We start from the raw sequence: 23,040 nt of genomic DNA, 5'->3' as shown, positions 1-23,040 counted from the left end.
TAGTGGCTAGTCATCTTTTAACTGTCGTTGATACAAAATAACAGACACAATCATTAGTACAACCGTCCATATCAAAATAATGAGGAGGGGTTTTAATAAGTCACTCATTGTAAAGCTTGCGTTGGGTATATTTAGCAAGTTCACAAGTTGAATGCTTGGTGTATAGTCCAGGACTTTAAAAATCGCAAAATCACCAAACAAGATCGTTGCAACTGGAGGAGCAGAAAATACCATTGCTGCAGGAATGATTGCTAATGAAGCTTCAAGGATCGTCTTAGAGAATAAACCACATATCGTTCCTACTGCTGTGTACAGAATTATTGAAAGAATGATTGCAATTGCAAATGCCCATATACTAGCTGGCTCATAGCCTAATATATACGTAGCAATAGCCAGAACAACAGCAGACATGACAAAGACCAAGGTGCTTTTACCAACTAATACATCCATCGTTGTGGCTGGAGTCATCATTAATGATCGTAAGGTGTTACGTTCCTTTTCTTCCGCAATCAAACATGCTTGTGCGAAAGAGGTTAAGAGCACAAACGAAATATTTAGAAGAAAACCTATTGCCCCAGGGAGAGAAGGGCCGGCAGTGCGAAAAAGAAAGGCGAATAGAATTGGAACAAGCAACATGATGGAAATGCCATAATTGCGTGAAAACTCTTTATAGTCCTTTACAAATATTGCTCGCGCACGTTTCAACGAGATACTCATAGCAGCTCACCTCCTGTCACTTTAATAAAGATATCGCCTAAACTTGGCTCTTTCGATTCTAATCGTTCGATTAAGCCTCGCTTCATCCAATCGGCAATTTGCTCAGCCGTTCCTTCATTGATCGGGAGCTCGTAGTTTTCCTCGTTTACCAATTCCACACAAATGACGTTTTCCCGATGTTGTTTTCTAAGCGCCTTGGGCGAGCCAATGGCTTGGATTGCTCCTTGATACAAAATCGCTACACGGTCACATAACAATTCTGCTTCTGACATATCGTGTGTCGTTAGAAAAATTGTTGTCCCTTTCTCATTTAAGTAGCGTAGCCCTTTATGAATATGTGTGGAGTTTACCGGATCCAAAGCCGAAGTAGGTTCATCTAAAAATAATAATTCCGGCTCATGGATAATTGCGCATGCCAGCATAACACGCTGACGCATCCCTTTCGATAAGTGGATGACTTTCTTTTTGCGTTCTTCGCTTAAGTTTACAAACTGCAATACTGTATCGATCGAAGTTTTAGGAAGGTCATATAATTGGCGATACAACTCCAGATTTTCATCTATCGATAATCTTTCATATAGACCACTGTTATCTGACAAAATACCAAAGCGCATCTTCTGTGCAGACTGATGCATCATCGCCGCCGGCTCGTTAAATACAGTTGCCTGTCCGCTTGTCGGATTCAATTGCGCGGTTAAAAGTTTTATTAATGTTGTTTTTCCTGAACCGCTTGGGCCGAGGAAGCCAAAAATTTCTCCTTTTGGAATGGAAAAAGACACGTCTGTCAACGCATCCTTCTTTTCAAATCTCTTCCGAATATGATCAACTTGGATCACGTCCACTAACACCACTTCCTTTGAGTTAATGGCACAAGTATATAGAGATTGCATGTTTCCAACCATTGAAATCCGCCGAAATGTAGCTGTTAACGGCTGAATGGTACCATTAATTGCTGGATAGATTCGATATTTCCCCGGAAATCAAATATTAAGATGTGTTTTTAATTCCTGTAATTTTGAACGAGATAACGGAACAGTCGCATCTTGTCCTGTATTTAAACGCAAGCTGTAGCTATTCTTCGTCCATGTAATAATCTCTCTTACCTTCTGTAGATTAACAATATAGGATCGATGACATCTAAAGAATCCGAAGTTAAACAATCTCTGCTCGAGCTCGGTTAGCGTCAGCGCACAGACAAAACTTTCTCCACCTACATGGACAAGAACTGAACCATCCATACTTTCTATGTAATCAATTTCAGGCGGGTTAAATAAAATTACTTTGTCATTTTTTTTCGTATAAATCTTCTGCAGGGTTATATTGGCTCGATCTTGTTCCTGCACTGCTTGCTTATCCTCTTCTGAATCACGAATATCCAATAGATGAAATCCGGATTCATTCAGACGATAAATTGAATCACAGGAAATCATGGCATCCTCTAGATTAGAAGTTAAAATTAAAATCTGTATTTGTTTCGAAAGATCATCTAAAATTCGTTTAAACTGGCGCCGGTCTTGTTCTTCCAAATAAAAATAGGGCTCCTCCAGTACGAGTGTAGGCTGATGTGCAAAATAAACGCGCAGCAACGTCACATACATCCTTTTTGATGGACTTAGATTCTTGATTTTTACCTTCCGTTCTTCTTTCAAAGCGAAATAATCCAATAACATAGTGGCACGATCATTCCGCTCTGTTACGTTGATCAGAAAAGTGATTAATTCTTCCACCGTTAATTGTGTATACTCGTTTTGTTGAGCTCGAAGTATGTAATATTGGGAACGATCCTGTAGTTGATTCATTAAAATCTGTTTTCGCTTCAAGTCTGTTATAATGCCAATTGATTGGTTACATGCCATATTTAATTCGATTTTGGGTAAAAATAGTTCCCCATCATGATACACTGGTTGAAATTGCATGTTGTCCTCCTGGTCATCACTGCTTTTGGATAATATGTAACAATTATAATGTTGAAGTTATTTTTTGTCAGCTTCAATTGAGATGATGTAGATCCTCGATCAGGCATATGAATAACGAGCCTCCAGCAATCGGTGGACGTAGCAGCATTGCATACGAAAAGCGATTGGATACCATGGATATATAAACAAAAAACCACTCCAAATGAATGAACTGCACCCCAATTGTTAGACACAACTACCAATTGGAGGTGCAGTTCAATGAATTAGGGTGGTTTTTAGAGTAGTAGTTTTGTCATAATGTGCGATGGAGCTGTGTTTACACTACTCTTGAACAGCAAAAGGAATTTTCAACAAAGTGGGCTCTACAATGGTTTTTCCAGTATCGTAGTCATAGACTTTGTTGAACACAAGTTCAATGGATTCCAACTTATCAGGGTCATCGGTATATACCAAACCGTAATTCGTATTATCAATAACTACGCCATCATACTGATTATAGACATATGATTTTCTCATAAAATTGCGATCTGCGGAGATCGGCTTTCCCGTGTTTGGATGAACGGAGTTTAAGCCGTAAAAACCGATATTCTGATCCGTAGTATTTTCAACAGTGTAGAGAATATTAATATAAGTGATCTTGGAACCGATATCTTCTCGATTTAGAATGGAAATGTTTTTCTGTGAATCCTCAGGAATGTCAGTGGCCTCTAATAATTGGGCATGAACAATATGAATGGTTAGTGGGCCGCGTTCAAAACGTGTATTCAGAGGCACAGACTTTAGTAATTTCAGATTCCCACCATAATCAAATATTCCTGTATCTCCAGGTTTTGATAGTATCGGTGACACAACACTTTCAAATAGCTTGTTCTGAAGATTGCTGGCGGCCTGCTCGAATTGATCGAGTTCCGGCTCCCATCCATTATAATTGCGTTCGGACCGGAAAGGTTCTAAACCGGTTTCCATGACTTGTTCGGGAGAAGCATCCATAGGCTGTATTTGGTTGATTTCTAGTTGTGTAGAAGTGGCATAATTTGAGCTGCCTGAGCTACCCAGAAGTGCGATAGCGAGCAGTAATTGAACAATAAACATAGGATGAGACACCCTTTCTCTCTAACAATATAATTAAATAAGATCATCAACCCACCTAGTTGTTATCTGAAAATAATATGACCTGATATGGTATTGGTGGAATAGATTTACGGTCAAATTAATAATAATCATAGCAAAATGGAGCATTGAGATAATGAGAATATCGACCTAACTTCAGGTAATAGAAGATTGACGAGTGGATATAGTGATTTAGATATAAGGACCCATGCGACAAAGTGGGGATTTCTGTTCGGTAAGGACCAGGGGCGGTTATGAGTGGATACATAGAACCATTTTAGAAGAATAACAATGAAATGTATCGGAGTAACAGATCGAACAGATTCTACAGGCTGGATCGCTTGTGTTAGAATATAGGAATTATGGAAGTTGGAGGATTGCAGTGGGGATACATAATGAGTTAAGTCAAATTAGAGTTGAAAACCAATCAACTACTAAACAAAAAGTTTTTTCAATTGTATGTGCGATAACGATCGGATTGATTTTAGGTTTAGCGGCAAAGCTTGTGGATGCTCAGGGGGTTCACCCCATATTTGACGGGATTGGTGGGCGTTTAGGTATTTGGATTTTTGTTGCCACACTCATATCCGTTTTTAGTTATTCTCCTAAACTAGCAGCAGTTAAGGTATTCTTCTTTTTTTTGTCGCTGTTAACCGTTTATTACCAATACACCGTGTTTTTCCTACATTTCTTTCCAAGGAGAGAAATTGTTTTTTGGGGGATGTGTGCAGTAGTATCTCCGATGTGTGCTTATGTGATGTGGTATGCACGTGGCAATGGATGGGTATCTAGTTTAGTTGTATCCCTTCCAATCACATCTCTACTATCCGAAGGGTATCAATTGCGCGACGCTTACTTGCCCGAGCATACTCATTACTATTTGATCCCAATACTTATGGAATTATATCTAATCATGGTCATTATTTTATTATTTATTGTTCCTACGAAAAGACTTAAATTTTTGATTATACTACCAATATCTATAATATTGTCTTTCATCATCATATATTTTGATGTTCTAGGGCGGTTATTCGGTGGCTTGAACGGAGTGTTATAGATCACTTTGGCAGATTGTCATACAAATGCGACAGTCTTTTTTACAATAGTATAATTGCTTGTGTCAAAGTCTCGTTCGTCCTGTGTTGCCATAACAGGATTAACATTTGAAATTCATAATAAAGGGGATTTATATGAAAAGAGTATCGTTTTTTTTGCTTTTTCTTCTTTTATTGACAGCATCCGCTTGTTCAAACAAAGTCACTTCATATACAGGAGAGAGTGAGAATTGGCGTGTCTCATGTACAGTTCAAAGTAATAGCGATGTAGCAAGCTATGAATATGAAATTAGGTACTTAGGAGATAATCCTTCATTAATTGAAAAAGTTAAAACCAAATTTATGAGCGAAAATATTCATTCTACAGGAGAAGTTCCTTTTAATACTGTGATCAGAGGAAAAGCTGAAGGGATTTCCCCATTTTTGGATGAGGATGAATTTATAGTTCAGATTGATTGGGAAGGAAACTCGGAAGAGATAGTGGTTACCAAATGATGGTGATAATAAGCGGGGATATTAATAGATTTACAAACTACAGGCTGAAGTGAGGTTAATAAATGAAATTTCTAAAGGGAGCATTGATTATAATCACATTAATAGTCATAGCTTCAGTCACATGGTATGGCTCCTATAAGAATGATATGAAGGATCTTGAAGATGGTTTAAGAACGTATTTAATCGTTGAAAAGGGTGTGGATGAACATGATATCATTAGCATCGCTGCTCGTCGCAGTAAAATGCCACAGTATCCTGTAGTCGTCCAATTTAAGGACAATCCGCAGGAATATGTCTACACCCAGAGAGAAGAGCAATGGGTGCAACTATGGCCTGATCCATAATTGTCAGATGAATTGATGGTCACTTTCTTGATAGGAATAACCGGGTAAAGGATGTCACTGACTCAATATTTTCTTCTCTACTGTACCTAATTAGTAGTTCAAGTACTGGATATCCTTGAAACCGAATACGAATTTACAAAGTATATATAAAAGAGGATATAATTAGTTACCATTTATAAATTTGTACTCGGTTACATCCATAGAGGGGAGGACGGATATGCCATTTATTGGGGGAATCATTTTAATTTTTATCCTAGCATTTATTCTATGGTCATTAATGTTCCCGCTATTCAATAAAATAGGTAGTAGAATTTTGAAGAAATACAATAAATTCAAACAAGAGGAGAATAGTGATGAAAAATTCAAAGACGTTTAGGGTAGGGGCAATTGCGGTTGCATTAGTTATTATAGTGGGAGTGCTAATGGTGACCTTCTTTTTAACACGAATTCCTAATGGATATGTTGGTGTCGTTTATTCACCAAATGGAGGCGTAAAAGATAGCACACTGAGTCAAGGGTGGAAACTCGTTGGAGCGTTTGATAAAGTGACGAAATATCCGATCCGAATTCAAACGGTGGAATACAGAGATATTCAGATTGCTACTTCTGACGGGAAAAATATCACAATCGATTTTGCTTACAACTACCAAGTAGAACCAAGTAAAGTATCTTCTATCTTTAATACATTTGGGCCAATTAGCATTCAAGAAATTGAGGATACATATCTCAAAACACGTTTCCGTGACGCAGCTCGTAAGGGGATTTCCAAGTTTACAGTCATAGATGTGTATGGTGAAAAGTCATCCGAAGCAGGAGTAGACGTGCAACAACGTTTTTCTGATGACGTTAAAGATTTAGGCTTTATTGTATCAAACGTTACTGTAGGTGTTCCTCAACCTGACGCCAAGACTCAGGAAGCAATCGATAAGCGTGTCGAAGCTTCTCAAGAACTGGAACGTAAAACGACTGAACTTGAGATCGCCAAAAAAGAAGCAGATCGCAAGCGCGTGGAAGCGCAGGGTAATGCAGACAAACTATTGATCGAAGCAGAAGGTCAGGCTAAAGCAAATAAAGAACTTCAACAATCATTATCGAGTCAACTCGTTGAATATGAAACCATCAAGAAATGGGATGGAGCCCTTCCATATGTAAGTGGGTCAAATACGCCAATGATTCAATTGCCAACTACAAAAACAGAGCAAAATAGCGGCGCGGGGAGCGTATCTCCCTAATAGCGGTTTGAAATGCATGCCTTGCTTTTTCACCATTTTAATGTGTTGAATTCTAATGAACAAGCCGATCCAATCGTGGGCTGACTTGTTCATTTTGAGTCTTTTCAAAGGTAACATGAGGGATTTAGTTAAGCCATAGCATTGGATTCGCCTGTCCAATCCTGTACAATGGATAACGACAAAAACAACGGTAGATTAAGGATGGATTAGCACGATGAGAATTATCATATCACCAGCTAAAAAGATGAAGATTGATACCGATCTTATGGCTATCGCGCAGATGCCGCAGTTTATAAACGAGTCAGAACAGCTATTGAGTCTGCTACAAAAGTTATCCTATGACGAACTCAAAGCGATGTGGAAGTGTAACGATGCAATCGCCGAACAGAACGTGGAACGGATTCAGAATATGAATATAAAAGCAAATCTGACACCAGCAATATATGCCTATGAGGGCATTCAGTATCAATATATGGCTCCGGGTGTTTTTCAAAATGAGGAATTAGCGTATCTTCAGAAGCATTTACGTATATTATCCGGTTTTTATGGCATGTTACGGCCTTTGGATGGGGTTACACCATATCGGTTGGAGATGCAGGGCAAGCTACAAGGTCCGAGCTTCAAATCGCTCTATCAATTCTGGGGCAGCAAACTCGCAGATCAGCTTCAATCAGAAAGCAACTACATCCTAAATCTGGCTTCCAAAGAGTATAGCAAAAATATCACTCCTTTTCTGAGTGAGGAAACCCGGTTCATTACTTGTGTATTCGGACAAATGGTCAATGGGAAGCTTGTTGAAAAGGCAACCTGGGCTAAAATGGCCAGAGGTGAAATGGTACGTTATATGGCAGAGCATAAGATTGCAGAGGTGAAGGACGTAAGAAACTTTGATCGGTTAAACTTTGCCTTTTCAGAAGAGCGATCCGACGAGAGTACGTATGTATTCATACAAGCAGAGGGAAAGTAGCCTGCTGTGCAACGGTGGGTTCCTATTTAAGGTCGGCCTTTTAATGTCACAATGAGAAAAGACGCAGGGGATGTATATCCCTGCGCCTGATCAAGAATCAAATCCATGTCCAAAGCTGCTGATGAGCTTTTGGGCTTACTTCCCGTATTCCTCATGATAGAACCAGGATAGCCAATTCCTCCAATATTCAGATTACATCCTTCATGTTAACGAACATTAATCCAAGCGGTCCATTGTGTTGGAATATTAATGGAATAGACCGTACCTACAAATTGTCCACCTGTACTAGGCGCTTCATAAACCCAAGAATGGGCCCAAGCATCTACGACACGGTCACCGTCCAGATCAATAGCTTCAGACCAGTTGTTTGTCATTGTATTGCCGGCGAGTGTGCCGTAGTGACTGCTGTCATAACCGATCTGGAAAGTAATACACTGAATCCAAGCCCCACCATGATCATTGGTTGTGGAGAGCGGGTTGTTATTGAAGCCGTAAATTTCTTGACCGCCATTAGGAGATACGACACCGTATACATTAATGTGAGATACTTTCGGAGCAGGCGCAAACAGAACTGGACCACCCGCATTATCTGCCTTCTGCGATTCAAATTCAGCCTTAGCCGCTTTCACAGCTTCTTGGAATTCTTTGGAACTAATAATTTCTTCCTTTGTCATAGGTTTGGCTTGAGTCACATCACCGTCTGCATAGGCAGCTACATTAAACGAAAGCACTAGAACAAGAATAAGAGCTAAACTAATCAATTTTCTCATAGCAATAAATTCCACCTTTCTTGTTATGGGTATTCTTTAACAAAAACATGCGGTTACAACAAATAGACCTGCTTGCAGCTTAAAGCCTCTTGCCCTCCTCTCTTTTAAAGATGGTTCTTCCCCTTTTTTCTTTACTGAAAAAGAAATTAAGGAGGTAGAACTCTACAGGCTAGAAAACTCTATGAAGTAGGAATGTATATGTAAAATGAATGCCTGCCAATGATTATGTGTTGCAGACAAAATGTAAAACTCATTTATACGCATTGATATCTTAGTTATGTTAGGCTCTGATACCCATCTTGAAAATATAAGATTTCAAAATAAATATTTAAATTGTAATATATTCCATTTATACAAACATATAGTACACTTAAACGTAGGCACAGTCAAGTTTATTCATTAATTCTATTATTTGTCATAAACAGATCTTAAAAGACAAAAAAGCCAAACCCCTAATTATCATGAACGAGGAATTTGGCTTATGATCTTCAGCTTAAACAGCAGTGTCCGATTGGTGATTAGAATAATGATTTATTTGTCCATTTATAAGTAATGAATTTTAACATTTGCCCATTCATTTCAAATTCTTTATCACTAGTTTCTATATGCTCGAATCCGTTTTGCTCTAAAACTTTTTGAGATGCCATATTATTGGTAGTTATTCTTGCCTTAACTTCTTTTATATCTAAATCAACTGTTGTATTCAGTAATAATTTTAATGCTTTTTTAGCAACACCTTTCCAGTGTGGATTTGTCCCACTCTATAGCCAAGAAATCCTATTTTATCGGAATCATCAATATCAACTAAATTTATTCTTCCAAGAATAGAGTTATTTTCGTCTTTTATTAAATAAAAAAAGGAGAGTCCTTTGACTTGTTCATTAAGTAGAAATTCATTCCTTACTTTAAAAACCTCAGGTATGTAATAATCATAAAACAACTGATGGGCCAACCGGTTTTTTTAGAGGGAAAAGTAGTACATATTGTCGAAATTATTATGGAAGGTTATTTCTGGGAGGAGTAATTATGGACAATGCGTTCTTACTTTTTAATGAGCTACAGGATAATAGGTACAATGCAATTAAGTCAATGATTGAAAAAGGTCAGGAAGAGGGCCTTTTTATAGAATTTAAAGAGAAGGCAGCTCGCAACATTCCAGGAGTTCAGAAAGGAGATAAAAACATATATGCTAAAGCCATGTCAGGATTCTCGAATGCAGCAGGTGGTGTACTGATTTGGGGAATAGAGGCCAAAGCAAACGGTGAAAGTGAGCCTGACATTGCAGTCGGCGAAAAGCCTATCAAACATCTCAGAAAATTTCTAACAGATCTGAGTAGCTTAATTAGCGATGCTATTACTCCTCACAATACTGGTGTTCAAAATATAACGATCTTTTTAAATGATGCTCCAGAAGTTGATGAGGGATTCATAGTTACATATATTCCAGCCAGTGAGAAGCCTCCCCATCGAGCTATGTTTCAGGATAATAAGTATTATTCCAGAGCTGGAGATAGTTTTATTATGATGGAGCATTTTATGCTTGAGGATGCATTTGGAAAACGACAGAAGCCGAAACTGGAGATATTTTACGACATATACATCGCGACATTAACTGCGGAGCAAAGTATCTTTGAAGTGCATATCGGAATTAAGAATACTGGTCGATATCTTGCTACATATCCTTCGCTAACAATTAATCTTAATGAAGGATTGGACATTAAATCAGCATATAATCTGATGCCTCTTCTACAGATCAATGATAGAAGAAGATGTACCTTTGCAGGAGGTATTGATAATGTCGTGCATCCTGAACAGCAAATTCAAATTTTGAGTCTGGAACCAAATCAAACATGGAACTCCAAAGATTTTATAAAGACAGCAAGGTTTTTAGATCAATCAATTTCGTTTAGCTATGAATTACGTTGCGAAGGATGTGAAATGGTAACAGGAGTAATAACTATTACGGCCGATCAACTTTTTAAGAGATTAGGTCTTTCCCACTTAAGATCTTAAAGGTTTCTTATTATATCCTTTTACTAGACTTTTGAAGTGATATATTCGTATTGTGGAACTCGAGCGAGAATGTAACGCACAGCTGCACATGCGGCATATAACTGGGGCGTTCCTCTTCTCGCTTTTTCTGTTATTAAAATAGAAAAATTTTTATGGAGTATTTTTCGACATAAATAGAGGTGATTCTTGCTTTGGTGTCGAATGAGTATTCCCGAAGGAGGTGGATATTATTAATCAAACAGGGTACATAATTGTTCTTGGGTTATTATTATTGACACTATATATCAAAACAGTAGCGGTAAACTTTAGAATTATGAGAAAAAAAGATTTCGAAAAGGTTAAATGGATCAAAACTGATCTCTATCTCCTATTTGGACCGTGGACGACAAAATCTCTTCTTGAGAAACCTGACAAGATATTAGGTTTAGAAGAAGAAATAAATGAATTTTACCAATCCGAGCTGAAAAAGGGTGTGAAGTTTAGAAACGGCACCAAAAAAATAGAAGAAATTCTAAAAAATTTAGAACAAAGACAACTTAATAATCAAGAAAGGATTATACTAAGGAGTTATATTGATTCCGATGACTTAGAAGACAGTAATTTTATGCAAGTTATGTCGTTATTTGTTTCATTGGTAGTGGCAGTATTTATTGGTGTTACAGCTGCTAAACTTAGTAATGCCGATAATTGGCAATTTTACCTCACTTTCTTTTCAGCCATTTCGTTGGTTGTTATTTATGTTTTTTTTCTTTTTTTCTTATCAAGACAGCGTTCCAAGGCAAAAGTTATTAGAATTGCATTGGATAGGTATGAAAAAAAACTCAGGGGTAATTGATAGTAAAATAGCTATAGAAATGAAACATTACTAAATGACGGTGAAAAAGCACTACACTAGGCATGCATAGGAAGATTCCCCTTCCCTATCAGGCTGCGCATTATCGCAGTAGAATCGGCTGTAATATGGATACTATTATGGCTTACTGGGAGGAGCCGGCGTTCAAGTCCAAAGGCTAAACTACGGTATTTCTTCATACTCTGTTGTAAGCCAGCCAACAGCGGCTGGCTTACTTCTTCATGTAATTCCAAGCGCTTGATAAAACAGAAAAGTGGTCAAGATGGCACCCATAAGGGTGCCTTTTTGCATTTCCAATCGATTGGAATTTAAGAAGGATGCCGAGTATCTACTAGGAAGGCCACATCCCTCCCTACTACCCATCTAAACTCCCTGAATAATGTAAGAGATATAGTTATGGAATTAATTTCTCGATTTAACCACCAATCCCATGGTAAAATATTATCCAAAAAGAGGTGTACTTTCGTGGGGGTCTCTGAGAATTTTAAAGCATTCTGTACAAATCTAAGAATGAATGATAACACTGTAAGCAATATAAGATACAGGACTAAAAGGATAACTAAGCAATTAAATAAAGATTTTTGGGCGAGTGAATCAGAAAATGATCACAGCTTCTATTCTGGTTCCTATGGAAGAGGTACCGAAATTTTTCTGAGTGATATTGATCTGCTTATGGTTTTGCCTTATGAAACTTATAAAAGATATAACTCATACTCGGGAAACGGACAATCTGCTCTCCTGCAAGAGGTAAAAGAGTCAATTGAAAAAACATATAAATCATATAAAAGAGCTGATGGACAAGTAGTTAAGGTAGACTTTACTGATGGTGTATGTTTTGAAATTGTTCCATGCTTTATTAATACTGATGGAGAGAGTTACACGTACCCAGATACAAACAATGGTGGCTCTTGGAGAGTGACAAATCCTAAAGCTGAAATAAGAGAAATGAATGCAATGAATATTTTATGTAATAAGAATTTAAAAAGACTATGCAGAATGACCAGGGCTTGGAAAGATAAAAATAATGTTCCTATAAGTGGGATGTTAATTGATACCTTAGCCTTTCGGTTTTTAAAGGACTGGGAATATAAGGACAAATCCTATGTTTATTATGATTGGATGTCTAGAGATTTTCTGAAATATTTATCTGATCAAGATATCCAAAAAGATTATTGGCTCGCACCCGGTAGCCAGCAATGGGTAGATAAAAAAGGTGATTTTCAATATAAAGCTAAAGCATCTTATAATAAGGCTTTAGAAGCTATAGAAGCAGAAGGGAAGGGTTATGAAAATAGAACAAAGTCCTGCTGGAGAGAAATCTTCGGATCAAAATTCCCATCATGATCAAAGATTCGCTTTAGAATCGCAGATTAGGGAATGTTATGGTAGAGTTGTCTACTCTCACAAAATACACGAGAAATGCGTGGACCTTCTTATGGATAGAAGCAATTGTATTAAAGGATGGCAATTATTTCTATCTGCGGTAACTACGGGGAGTTTTTTGGGAGTTATATTTGGTGAAGGTAGAATATTCACAATTATTGGAGCAGTTATTTCAACTGGTTTGTTAGTTCTAAATTCTTATGTTAAAGACGTTGATCTTGTAAGTATAGCTGAAAAGCATAACCTCGCCGCAAACAAGTTATGGAATATTAGAGAGGATTACCTTTCACTACTTACTGATTTCAGTCTCTTATCGATTGAAAAAATTACTATTAAGAGAGACGAGTTACAAAGTTTATTGTCTTCTGTATATTCCGACTCGCCAAGAACTAATTCTAAAGCATATAAAAAAGCTCAAGAAGCATTGAAGAATAACGAAGAGCTTACGTTCTCAGATCAAGAGATTGATTATTTATTACCTCAATCTCTAAGAAGGAATAAATAATTTACATAGACATGCTTGGGATGTTCGTCCGATAAGCATGTCTTTTCAGTACTTTTGAACTTTAAGGGTTCTTCACAGGGGGGATTAAGTGCGAGTACGAATGGCTCCGATATGTTTTAGTAAGATCGCTATGCATACATAAAGTGATAGTAATTTGAATCACAGCAAGGATAATGACGGTGCTTTCTCTATCTCATTTTTCTTTTTTAAATCCGCCGTGAGTGGTGGCTATTTTTATGCCTGCATTCCCAATTGATTTTGAATACGAAGGGAGAGAATGAAGATGCTTAAATTTACTTCGCCAGATCAAGATCGTCGATGCCACCATAGCTGAGGATGGGACAATAAACATCCGTGTTGAGGACAGCATGGGTAACGACTATTTGCCTGAATTTGACGGCGACTATCGATTGATTGGAGGTTCGCGTTTGGCAGCAATCAAAGTGCAACTTGTACCGAAGATGCTATTAGGTCAATGCAATGAATGTGTATGTGTATGGGGCAGATGGGATGGAGTGAAGCGGTTTTGCCCAAAGCTGGAAGATCGATGTGTAAGAAAGGAAAAACCTTCTTAAATGTTGTAAAATACTTCATGAAGGGAGGTTGAGTTTCTATGTACGGAACAATTGAATTTTGGAGACTAAATGCCATAAAGCACTTCCATTTGATCGACTTTGACTCCAAAGAGGAGATGGTGGAATTCTTAAAAGACAAAGGTTATGAGGTAGCTGGTGAACCTAAAAAGAAAGAATTTACAGTTCTCACAGTGGATAAGGATGGTCCGGTTAATCTGAAGATCAAGATACATTAGCACCCATCGTGGTGCTTTTTCTTTTGCTCTCATATGACAGAATGTGATCCGTTTTAAGCTTCTCAGCACCAAAAGGCCGCTTTAAGAGTGCAGCCCTTTGAATAGCGGAGAACAGGTGCTGATTGAGCGTACACTCCAATATGAAGCTCACCCGAATGTTAAAACCATGTCAACACAATTTAATATTTCCAATTCTTACTTGAATTTATTAGAATACAGTTAACAACATACTAAACTAGGGAAAGAGGACAATCATTGAATAATACACATGAATTATCGAACATTGAAATCAGAAATTTAATACTTGAAGTATTAGGGTATGAGAAAGAGGATATTGATCTCGGGGGTAATACCTTTAAGAAATATGGATATCAAGGATCAACTACCGATTTGTATAGATTACTTGATGGGTTATTAATTGTGAAAGGAATCAGAACAGGCGACTTAAGGGGGCGTGCAGCAGCTTGGGGGACAAGTGGATTGGCTTTATATGAGGGTGATACAAGTTATCTCACTAGATCTGAGATTTTAAAACTTTATCAGGAATTCAATAATTTATTGACACAAGGGGTTATTGCGCCTGGTGCTTACGGTCTTTATGGGGATCATCTCCCATATTTTCATGTGACTGAGTATGGCCTGAAATGCGTAAAAGAAAGGGATCTGCTACCTTATGATCAGGATGGTTACTTATCTAAACTGAAACAGGTGCAAGGAGTAGACGATTGGATTGTTTTTTATTTAACGGAGGCTCTGAAGTGTTTTAATGCTAACTGTTTAAACTCTTCAATGATTAATATTGGATTGGCAGGAGAAGTTATTATTGAAAAATTGTGCGAAGGTTTATTAGTATTCTTAGAAAAAAATGATTCTGATCTCCACATTAGCTTTGAGAGAGAATTAGCTAAGGAACGGCAAGTTTCTGCTAAATATACTGCATATAACAAGTTTAGAGATAAGTATTCTAAACTTCCAGAAGGTACTGATTTAAAAGGTATGCTAGCCTCACTCGATAAATCAAGTACTCCAATCTACGCCACATATACAAGGCTTACCCGTAATTCTGTCACTCATCCAAACGAAATTATTATGGATCGGATGAAAGTTCTAATGTTCTTTATTACTTTTGTGGATTATTGTGAATTACAATATAAATTTCTGAATTACTACATTCATAATTCGAATTAATTAAGAGGTCAAACTAAGCGGGGAAAGAGGGCTCTTTCTTTTATTAGGTTGGTCATGAATGAAAGAGGGGCATTGTAAATCCGTAGTAATAGGATAGTAACTCGATGATATTATAAATCCATAGAAGTATGAAGAAAAATAGATGGCAAGGAAACTTTTCCTGCCTTCTATTTTTATGTCTGGAGGTGAAATATTGAAATGGTATCACCATTTTTTCATTTGCGAATTCGGTTCTTCCGGCTGTTGTAAAGCGACAGATGATGGCAGGATGACCTCACCAAGTTCGTCAAACTGATGGGATATATTTAATTGGCTCCCGAAAAAGTACCAGAGTGCTCATAATATTGATCTGACCAAACTACAGAATCACACAGCAGAGGAACTGCTCGAGATTCTTGTATCTGTTCATCCTGATATTTCGCATGCGCTCTACAACTTTCTGCACATGGGCAACACACCACTTACACTTACAGCAAAGAAACAGAATGGTAGTGACGATAAGAATGGGCAGCGAACGTTGCAATCAAGAACTTACTGGATTCTCCACTTCCTTCACCTGGTTATCAGCATGGAAGGCCGCTAGATAAGCTTGATACAATTCAGCGGATGATTGATGATCATGGTGCGTGGGGCTTGTGCTGGTGAAGTGGTTTTGAGTTAGCGCTGTAACGATGTGATCGATATCGTTTTGGTTCAGGAGAGAAAAAGGAACGAATCGAGAGTTCGATCTTATGGTTGATGATCCTTACGGACGAACGCCCATAGCAAGTTTGAAAGGGTGAATACATTACCAGGGTACTAGTTTGGCTTTGCTTTCAACATGAGAGGACTTAGCCTCGGGTATGTAAAGCTCAAGCCGAATCACTTTGATGGATATGGCCTTCTTACATCCGTCCGATTCAAAAGATAATCTGTACTGGTCTGGTGATAATCAGCCAGCTTTATCAATATAGCCGTTGGAATATCCAATTCACCACGTTCATAGTTGCTATAAACACGTTGACTACAGCCAAGATAGGTAGCCATTTGTGTTTGGGATAAGTCTTTGTCTTCACGCAAATTGCGTATGCGAGCATACATCTTCATCACCTCACCAATATCATACTTTAGCGTGTTATCCGCTATTGATTTTTAGCGGAAAATCCGCTAAAGTATAGTGAGAATAGTTGGAAAAAGACTAGGTGGGGATAATATGTCAAACCTGATCGAGGATTTGTTTCACGGGAACCTGCGGTTGGACGAGTCGATTCATCCTGAGCAAGCTGAATATCAGGAGATTAATCGTCAAATATCGGACCTGATGCAGGGTTACAAAACACAGCTTACCGAGAACGAATACGATGCTTTGGAGCAACTGATCGACTTGATCGGACAGTCCACGTCCATGTATGTGGAAGCGGCGTTTGAGCAAGGTTTTCGCACAGGCGGCAGACTGATGATTGAGATTTTAGCCAAACCGTGAATATCCATTTACCTTATAAGCCAGCAGACAATACAAAGCAATTCAAAAATCCCCTTCTCCATTACCACCGCTTAGGCGGAATGGGGAAGGGGATTTTGTTTTTAAATTATTCCTTTATTTCAATAACTACCACCTACCGCGCACCAATATTCTTACCTGCTGGCGTACCCGAGCCGATCAGATCACTACCGTTCGCAAGCTTCAGGAAATTACTCAAGACAGGTGTTCCGTCCGTGCTACGTGTTACCGAAGGCACGAGGGAGACAAAGTCGGCTGCGCTGGCGAGCAGGCCTTTGGCGTTCTCGCTTTTTTTGTTCTTCCACCAGACGTTGGTGCTGCTGACGTCGGTTCCGCTTGTTTTGTCACTGGCGCCGCCTTGGAAGGACAGGTTGTTGGTGAAGATGTGGGTGCCTACATCAAAGGCAAAGTTGCTTTGCCCGTTGTTCCAGGAGGTGTTGTTTTTCATCTGGATCGAACCGGGATTGCTGTTGTAGGTGAAGCCGTGCTTTTTATTATTAAACGCAATGCTGTTCTCAACGATATGATTCACTGCAATCTTCTCGCCGCCCAGCTTGAAGCCGTTGCCATCGCTGTTGGAGGTGGAGGTGCCGTCTGATGTTGCCCCGTTCGCGTAGGCGATGCTGTTGCGGATCGTAACCGCGCCGATGGCGCCTGTGTCCGTTTTGCTATAGAGATCCCAGCCATCGTCCACGTTATAGGCGGCAAGACAACCGTCGAAGACGTTGCCCGGGCCAACGGTCAGTTTGGCGGCAAAACCGTCTGCATCCTCGCCGTCATCCGGGTCATAGTTGTTGTGGGAGTAGGAACGAATCACTTCATTATATGCAGGCCATTCACTCTTGGCGGCTGTAGAAGCATAACGTCCCATTTGAATACCCGTATCCCGGTTGTGATGAGCTTCGATCTGCTCCAGACGGTTGTAACTGCCTCCGATGAAGATGCCGTTGTCGCCCGCACCCTTCACCTCAAGCCCTTTGACGAACCAGTAGTCTCCGAACATTTGCAGCCCGCGGTTGGTGGAAGCGAAGGCTTGAGCGGAGAAATCAAAGACCGGTTTTTCCGATCCATACGCCACCAGGTTTTTGCGTTGGCTCGATGTGCCGCTGTTGCCACGTTCAATGGTAATGGTCTGGGAGAAGCTGTAGTTGCCGCCGCGCAGATAGATGGTCTTGCCTGGGGCGATCTGGGTTAATGCGTTAGCGAGTGACGTAGGGCTGTTGAGTGTTCCCGGATTGCTGGCTGAGCCGTTAGGCGCGACATATAGATCACCCGCAGCAAGTGCGATATTCGAAGTCGCCACCGATTCTGAGGGATTTTGCAAGCTGCTCTCGATCAGTTCTGCTGCACCAACCGATTCACCACCAATCAATAATAGAGGGAACGCGGCGCTCAGACAGATCTGGGCCATTTTCGATTTCAGAGAACGTTCGGATCGTACAGATGCATGAGTAAATGTTGATGGGAATAATTTCATTACGTAAACCTCCTTGGTTAATTGGGAATAGAATAAAGAGCATGTGGTAGCCGTGTACCAGACCTTTACCTATGAGATAGGTCATGCCGGCTGGTTAGATGTAATCTCTAGGACACAGTTTTATGGTAAGTGTTGTAAGCGTTATCATCAATAATCATCTGATCAGATGGAGGTACATGCAGGCAGGTCAGGCCTGCAAGCTTCCAATGCCTGTAATATCACGTGAATTATGTAATCTTTCCATTGGGTGATAGCTCTCATTTAACGAAGAATCATCTGAAATGAACGTAGAGAAGTACGCTTTTCCATCCCACGAGCACAAGTCTTACCTTCGATCCACTCCTATGAACTTCATTCAACCTAAAATAAATAGCAGCCTACATCCTGAAGTGAAGATTATACTCAAACTAGTCATGAAAAAGCCCTGATAGCAGCTGCAACTGGCAACTTGACGATCAGGGCTATGTTTAATTCAGAACGTAATTTGCTTACTCAAAATACTCAAATGTACTAACAGTGTCAGACTTATCAGTCTAAACGCTGTCCAGCTATTTTAATATCCGTCCGTCTCACGACTGCGTTTCTCTGCTTGCTCGACACTTGGTTCATGTTTCGGTTGGACCGTCGCACTATCATCAGTTGGCACAGAGGCCAGCCCTTCAGCTACACGACGACCGTAATCGGCATCGGCTTGGGTGAAGTAAGAAATCATACGCTCCCGGATATCCGGTTTGCATTGTGCCAATGCGCCGACCATGTTGTTGATCAGCTCATCCCGCTCCCAATCCTCGAATGCCCGGTACGTATCCCCGGCTTGTCCAAAATCATTCGTACGTTCGATCTGCTCACGCACTAGCCTGCCTTCCACCAACGGTTCATGTTCCGTGCCGCGCGGTGTAGCTTCTTTTAACCCACCAAGGGAGGAAGGCTCGTAGTTCACATGCGGATTCTGCCCCGGTGCACGATCTACCTGATATTGCATCTGCCCGCCGCTCTGATTGGTCGCAACACGGTTCTTCGGCGCATTCACAGGCAGTTGCAGGTAGTTCGCACCGACCCGGTGACGCTGGGTATCCGAATAGGAGAAGGTGCGTCCTTGCAGCAGCTTGTCATCTGAGAAATCCAGCCCGTCCACCAATACACCTGTGCCAAACGCCGCTTGCTCTACTTCATTGAAATAATCCTCGGGATTACGATTCAGCGTCATTTTGCCCACAGGTAGAAAAGGAAACTGCTCCTGCGGCCATAGCTTGGTTGGGTCCAGCGGGTCGAAGTCCAACTCTGGATGCTCGCCGTCTTCCATCACTTGAACGCACAGCTCCCATTCGGGATAGTCCCCATGTTCAATAGCGTGATACAGATCCAATGTCGCATGATTGAAATTCTGTCCCTGAATCTCGCTGGCGTCTTTTTGCAGCAGGTTGCGTATTCCTTGATTGAGCGGTTCCCAGTGGTATTTGATGAGTACGCCCGTGCCTTCCTGATTGACCCATTTGTATGTATTAACACCCGACCCTTGCATCTGCCGATAATTCGCTGGAATGCCCCATGGAGAGAAGAGGAATGTCACCATATGGGTAGCTTCAGGACTCAGCGAGACAAAGTCGAAAAACCGCTCCATATCCTGTGCATTGGTCAACGGGTCTGGCTTGAAGGCGTGTACCATATCCGGGAATTTAAGCGGGTCACGAATGAAAAAGATTTTCAGATTGTTACCCACCAGATCCCAGTTGCCATCTTCGGTATAGAATTTTACAGCAAATCCGCGCGGGTCCCGCAGTGTCTCCGGTGAATGTCCGCCATGTATAACGGTAGAGAAGCGAACGAAAACGGGCGTTTGTTTGCCTTTTTCCTGAAATAGACGTGCACGTGTGTACTTCGATACTGGTTCACTCCCGGCTGTTCCATACGCTTCAAATACGCCATGAGCGCCAGCGCCGCGGGCATGGACCACACGTTCTGGAATACGTTCGCGGTCGAAGTGAGTAATCTTTTCGAGAAAATGATAGTTCTCCAGCGTAGTCGGTCCCCGACTGCCAACGGTTCGAACATTCTGATTGTCCGTAATCGGATGACCTTGTCGATCCGTTAATGTCTCAGCTGATTTGTCTGAGGAATGCTCTGGTTGTGAAGACTGATGATTCATGGAGTGGAGCACCGCCTTTCCTTAAAGTGGATTCCTGTATATATTTTCCCTGAAAATTGGTTCTATACATTGAACCTCGCAAATAATCTCGTAAAAAAAGCTTGTCACCCGCTTCATCGCGTGAGATAATTAACTTTTGCCCTGCGGCCTTTTTTGAACGGAAAAATGAAAGAGGACCGCGTCTAAGAATGGAGGCTGACCTAGGATTGTCTACACAACGTTATCCTTTTGCATATGATCCGGCTGAACCTTTTGTATCCCGTCTCGGGGAATGGGTTGCCGATGTTTTTTACGATATTTTGCCAGAGTCCGGCTTCGAGGTACGGGATGAACAGATTTTTATGGCGTACCAGCTCGAACGGGCCTATGGAGATAAAAAGACCATTATGGCGGAGGCCGGTGTCGGAACAGGCAAGACGTTAGTCTATCTGCTCTACGCGGTCTGTTATGCACGTTATACGGGCAAACCGGCGGTGATTGCCTGTGCCGATGAGTCCTTGATTGAACAGCTTGTGAAGCCCGGTGGAGATATTGCGAAGCTGGCTGCACATCTGGACTTGGAAGTGGACGCACGTCTGGGCAAGTCACCGGATCAATACGTCTGTCTGAACAAACTAAGTGCGATGCGATTTGCGGATGAAGATGCGCCTGTTATTGAAGAAGTGCATGAGAGTCTGCCAGATTTTGTGAATACGCCGGGTACACTTCAGGCCTTCCATCCGTATGGTGACCGCAAACAGTATCCACATCTAAATGATCGTCAGTGGAACAAAATCAACTGGGATCCGTTCCAGGATTGTTTTGTTTGTCCTAAAAGACAACGCTGCGGCCTGACGCTGTCGCGTGACCATTACCGTCGTTCCAAAGACATCATCATCTGTTCCCATGATTATTACATGGAGCATGTGTGGACCTATGATGCGCGCAAACGCGAGGGCCAACTGCCACTCCTGCCTGATCACAGTTCAGTTGTATTTGATGAAGGACATTTGCTGGAAGAAGCAGCCCTGAACGCACTGAGCTACAAGCTGAAACACCGCATTTTCGAGGAACTCGTCACTCGCCTGTTAGAAGGAGAGATTCGTGAATCCCTCGCGGAGTGTGTGGATGAAGCGATTGAGAGCAGTGAGCGACTGTTTGCGTTGCTGGATACGTATACGGTCGCGATCCCTGGTTCGGAACGGAAAGAAGTTCGGGTAGAGCCGCCACTGCTACGTGAGATTGAACGTCTGACGAGTGTGCTGGATGCAATCGGCGAAGAATTGGTATTTGAGAGCGGATTGTTCTCGCTGGATGGTTACCAGATGCGTGTCGTGGAAGAACATCTCGATATGATTCAGTCTGCGCTTGCCTTGTTCCGCAAGGAAGATGGTTACATCTGTTGGGCGGAAGAGAGCGAGGATGAGACGACCTTATCGATCATGCCGCGTACCGTGAAGGAAATGCTGAACGAGCGTGTGTTCAACACAGGTATTCCAATCGTGTTCTCCTCTGCCACGTTATCTGTGGACAGTTCATTCCGTTATGTGGCGGACAGCCTGGGCATTGATGATTTTGTATCATTCTCGGTGGCTTCTCCGTATGATTATGCGGACAAAATGAAGATGAAAATTACCGATGAAGCTATACCGGGTCACCCGGAGAACGAAAATCGCATGCGTGATGCGGTGTCGTTACTTCAGGAGAGTGGAGGACGTGCGCTGGTTCTGTTCCGTACGATGGAAGAGCTACGTGCGTTCAAGCAGGACATCGTTCATGTACCTGAAGCAGAAGGTTTGCGCTTTATGTATGAGGGCGACCGGGAGATCAGTGATCTGATCTCGGCATTCCAGCAGGATGAGGAGAGTGTGTTGTGCTCCGTTAATCTGTGGGAAGGACTGGACGTTCCAGGTCCGTCATTATCCAATGTCATGATCTGGTCGCTTCCGTATCCACCACAGGACCCTGTCTTCAATGCAAAACGCAGTGCGTCGGCAGCACCATACGAAGAGATCGATCTTCCGTATATGCTCCTGCGTGTGAAGCAAGGTCTTGGACGTCTGATTCGGACAAGCACCGATTCCGGTTCTGCGGTTATTCTCGATGAATCGCTGTATACCAAAAAGGAAGCCAAAGACCGCATTGCGGCCCTGCTTCCCGAAGGTGTGGAATGGACAACCCTGACACACTAACCAGCTTACGTTAAATATTCTTGCTTTATTTTTGTTGATAAGGTTTCTTGCCAAAATAAGTTCTTGTTCTCTGCGGATTCACCATCCGTAAGTGAGCAAGGGCTTTTTTTGTTTTGATGGTTCCTCTAATGTAATTCGCTTCCCTTTTTTTCGAGCGGTTTTCCCTCGCTCCTCGCTACCAATCGCTCCAACATTCTACCGAACCTACCGCACCTTATTAGAGTGATAATGAAGTGATGTAAATTCTAACGAATCTTAGTAACGTTATCCCGGCGAAAATAGCTTTTAAGCCTGTAAATCGACGACCGAATTTGGAGAAATAACGTCGCTGTGATTCGTTACACGTCAGACCTGCGCAAATAGGAGCGAATAACGTGTGTCAGGTTCATTAGAACCAATGACCAATG

22 protein-coding genes are annotated in these 23,040 nt (G+C 41.1%); 13 read left to right on the top strand and 9 right to left on the bottom strand.

Annotated features, from left to right (window positions below):
* Nucleotides 1-6: 6 nt before the first annotated feature.
* The 4 genes from MHI12_RS20025 to MHI12_RS20010 all read right to left on the bottom strand — a co-directional run bounded on the left by MHI12_RS20025 (nt 7) and on the right by MHI12_RS20010 (nt 3,725).
* Nucleotides 7-717: an ABC transporter permease gene (locus tag MHI12_RS20025; protein WP_405170133.1), complete on the bottom strand. Its 711-nt coding sequence runs from the start codon at nt 715-717 to the stop codon at nt 7-9.
* The gene (locus MHI12_RS20020) at nt 714-1,559 is read right to left on the bottom strand and encodes an ATP-binding cassette domain-containing protein (RefSeq protein ID WP_405170132.1); all 846 of its coding nucleotides are present in this window, start codon (nt 1,557-1,559) and stop codon (nt 714-716) included. Before MHI12_RS20020 ends, MHI12_RS20025 begins: the two co-directional genes overlap by 4 nt.
* 138 nt (nt 1,560-1,697) lie before the next feature.
* Complete coding sequence (locus tag MHI12_RS20015) at nt 1,698-2,633, bottom strand: LytTR family transcriptional regulator DNA-binding domain-containing protein (protein ID WP_405170131.1); 936 nt, start codon at nt 2,631-2,633, stop codon at nt 1,698-1,700.
* A gap of 321 nt (nt 2,634-2,954) precedes the next feature.
* On the bottom strand, nt 2,955-3,725 hold the full coding sequence (locus tag MHI12_RS20010; RefSeq protein WP_405170130.1) for a hypothetical protein: 771 nt from the start codon (nt 3,723-3,725) through the stop codon (nt 2,955-2,957).
* Between the two features lie 400 nt (nt 3,726-4,125).
* Between MHI12_RS20010 and MHI12_RS20005 the strand changes: the two genes are divergently transcribed.
* The 5 genes from MHI12_RS20005 to yaaA all read left to right on the top strand — a co-directional run bounded on the left by MHI12_RS20005 (nt 4,126) and on the right by yaaA (nt 7,836).
* Nucleotides 4,126-4,800 carry a hypothetical protein gene (locus tag MHI12_RS20005; RefSeq protein WP_405170129.1) on the top strand — a complete coding sequence of 225 codons (675 nt, stop codon included), beginning with the start codon at nt 4,126-4,128 and terminating at the stop codon, nt 4,798-4,800.
* A 133-nt stretch (nt 4,801-4,933) separates the two neighbouring features.
* Nucleotides 4,934-5,293 (top strand): hypothetical protein, encoded by a 360-nt coding sequence (locus MHI12_RS20000; protein WP_405170128.1) that lies wholly within the window; start codon nt 4,934-4,936, stop codon nt 5,291-5,293.
* 62 nt (nt 5,294-5,355) lie between these two features.
* Nucleotides 5,356-5,637: a DUF3139 domain-containing protein gene (locus MHI12_RS19995; RefSeq protein ID WP_405170127.1), complete on the top strand. Its 282-nt coding sequence runs from the start codon at nt 5,356-5,358 to the stop codon at nt 5,635-5,637.
* Nucleotides 5,638-5,990: 353 nt separating this feature from the next.
* Nucleotides 5,991-6,869 (top strand): SPFH domain-containing protein, encoded by an 879-nt coding sequence (locus MHI12_RS19990; protein ID WP_405170126.1) that lies wholly within the window; start codon nt 5,991-5,993, stop codon nt 6,867-6,869.
* Between the two features lie 214 nt (nt 6,870-7,083).
* Nucleotides 7,084-7,836, top strand: a complete 753-nt coding sequence (gene yaaA, locus MHI12_RS19985) for a peroxide stress protein YaaA (protein WP_405170125.1) — start codon at nt 7,084-7,086, stop codon at nt 7,834-7,836.
* Between the two features lie 206 nt (nt 7,837-8,042).
* Here the strand turns inward: yaaA and MHI12_RS19980 are convergent, their stop codons facing one another.
* Nucleotides 8,043-8,606 carry a DUF4879 domain-containing protein gene (locus MHI12_RS19980; protein WP_405170124.1) on the bottom strand — a complete coding sequence of 188 codons (564 nt, stop codon included), beginning with the start codon at nt 8,604-8,606 and terminating at the stop codon, nt 8,043-8,045.
* 518 nt (nt 8,607-9,124) lie between these two features.
* Nucleotides 9,125-9,289, bottom strand: a complete 165-nt coding sequence (locus MHI12_RS19975; RefSeq protein WP_405173026.1) for a hypothetical protein — start codon at nt 9,287-9,289, stop codon at nt 9,125-9,127.
* 343 nt (nt 9,290-9,632) lie between these two features.
* Between MHI12_RS19975 and MHI12_RS19970 the strand changes: the two genes are divergently transcribed.
* The 6 genes from MHI12_RS19970 (at nt 9,633) to MHI12_RS19945 (ending at nt 15,359) form a co-directional block, all read left to right on the top strand.
* Nucleotides 9,633-10,619: a helix-turn-helix domain-containing protein gene (locus MHI12_RS19970; protein WP_405170123.1), complete on the top strand. Its 987-nt coding sequence runs from the start codon at nt 9,633-9,635 to the stop codon at nt 10,617-10,619.
* Nucleotides 10,620-10,839: 220 nt separating this feature from the next.
* Nucleotides 10,840-11,454, top strand: a complete 615-nt coding sequence (locus MHI12_RS19965; protein ID WP_405170122.1) for a hypothetical protein — start codon at nt 10,840-10,842, stop codon at nt 11,452-11,454.
* Nucleotides 11,455-11,868: 414 nt separating this feature from the next.
* A complete protein-coding gene (locus MHI12_RS19960) occupies nt 11,869-12,816 on the top strand; it encodes an SMODS domain-containing nucleotidyltransferase (protein WP_405170121.1) in 948 nt (315 codons plus the stop codon).
* Nucleotides 12,758-13,360 carry an SLATT domain-containing protein gene (locus MHI12_RS19955; RefSeq protein ID WP_405170120.1) on the top strand — a complete coding sequence of 201 codons (603 nt, stop codon included), beginning with the start codon at nt 12,758-12,760 and terminating at the stop codon, nt 13,358-13,360. The genes MHI12_RS19960 and MHI12_RS19955 overlap by 59 nt, the downstream gene beginning before the upstream one ends.
* A gap of 613 nt (nt 13,361-13,973) precedes the next feature.
* On the top strand, nt 13,974-14,171 hold the full coding sequence (locus MHI12_RS19950; RefSeq protein WP_405170119.1) for a hypothetical protein: 198 nt from the start codon (nt 13,974-13,976) through the stop codon (nt 14,169-14,171).
* A gap of 255 nt (nt 14,172-14,426) precedes the next feature.
* Nucleotides 14,427-15,359 (top strand): hypothetical protein, encoded by a 933-nt coding sequence (locus MHI12_RS19945; protein ID WP_405170118.1) that lies wholly within the window; start codon nt 14,427-14,429, stop codon nt 15,357-15,359.
* 861 nt (nt 15,360-16,220) lie between these two features.
* Here MHI12_RS19945 and MHI12_RS19940 read toward each other — a convergent pair.
* Complete coding sequence (locus tag MHI12_RS19940; protein WP_315372765.1) at nt 16,221-16,439, bottom strand: helix-turn-helix transcriptional regulator; 219 nt, start codon at nt 16,437-16,439, stop codon at nt 16,221-16,223.
* A gap of 112 nt (nt 16,440-16,551) precedes the next feature.
* On the opposite strand from MHI12_RS19940, the gene MHI12_RS19935 reads away from it, so the two are divergent.
* Nucleotides 16,552-16,821: a DUF6809 family protein gene (locus tag MHI12_RS19935; protein WP_405170117.1), complete on the top strand. Its 270-nt coding sequence runs from the start codon at nt 16,552-16,554 to the stop codon at nt 16,819-16,821.
* A 133-nt stretch (nt 16,822-16,954) separates the two neighbouring features.
* Here the strand turns inward: MHI12_RS19935 and MHI12_RS19930 are convergent, their stop codons facing one another.
* Entirely contained in the window at nt 16,955-18,316 is a 1,362-nt protein-coding gene (locus MHI12_RS19930) for a right-handed parallel beta-helix repeat-containing protein (protein WP_405170116.1), read from the bottom strand.
* Between the two features lie 553 nt (nt 18,317-18,869).
* On the bottom strand, nt 18,870-20,462 hold the full coding sequence (locus MHI12_RS19925; RefSeq protein WP_405170115.1) for a catalase: 1,593 nt from the start codon (nt 20,460-20,462) through the stop codon (nt 18,870-18,872).
* A 206-nt stretch (nt 20,463-20,668) separates the two neighbouring features.
* Here MHI12_RS19925 and MHI12_RS19920 point away from each other — a divergent pair, with 206 nt between their 5' ends.
* Entirely contained in the window at nt 20,669-22,633 is a 1,965-nt protein-coding gene (locus MHI12_RS19920) for an ATP-dependent DNA helicase (RefSeq protein WP_405170114.1), read from the top strand.
* Nucleotides 22,634-23,040 lie beyond the last annotated feature (407 nt).

Source organism: Paenibacillus sp. FSL H8-0280 (assembly GCF_045040665.1).
Classification (GTDB): domain Bacteria; phylum Bacillota; class Bacilli; order Paenibacillales; family Paenibacillaceae; genus Paenibacillus; species Paenibacillus xylanexedens_A.
This window is presented reverse-complemented; position numbering and strand designations above follow the sequence as displayed.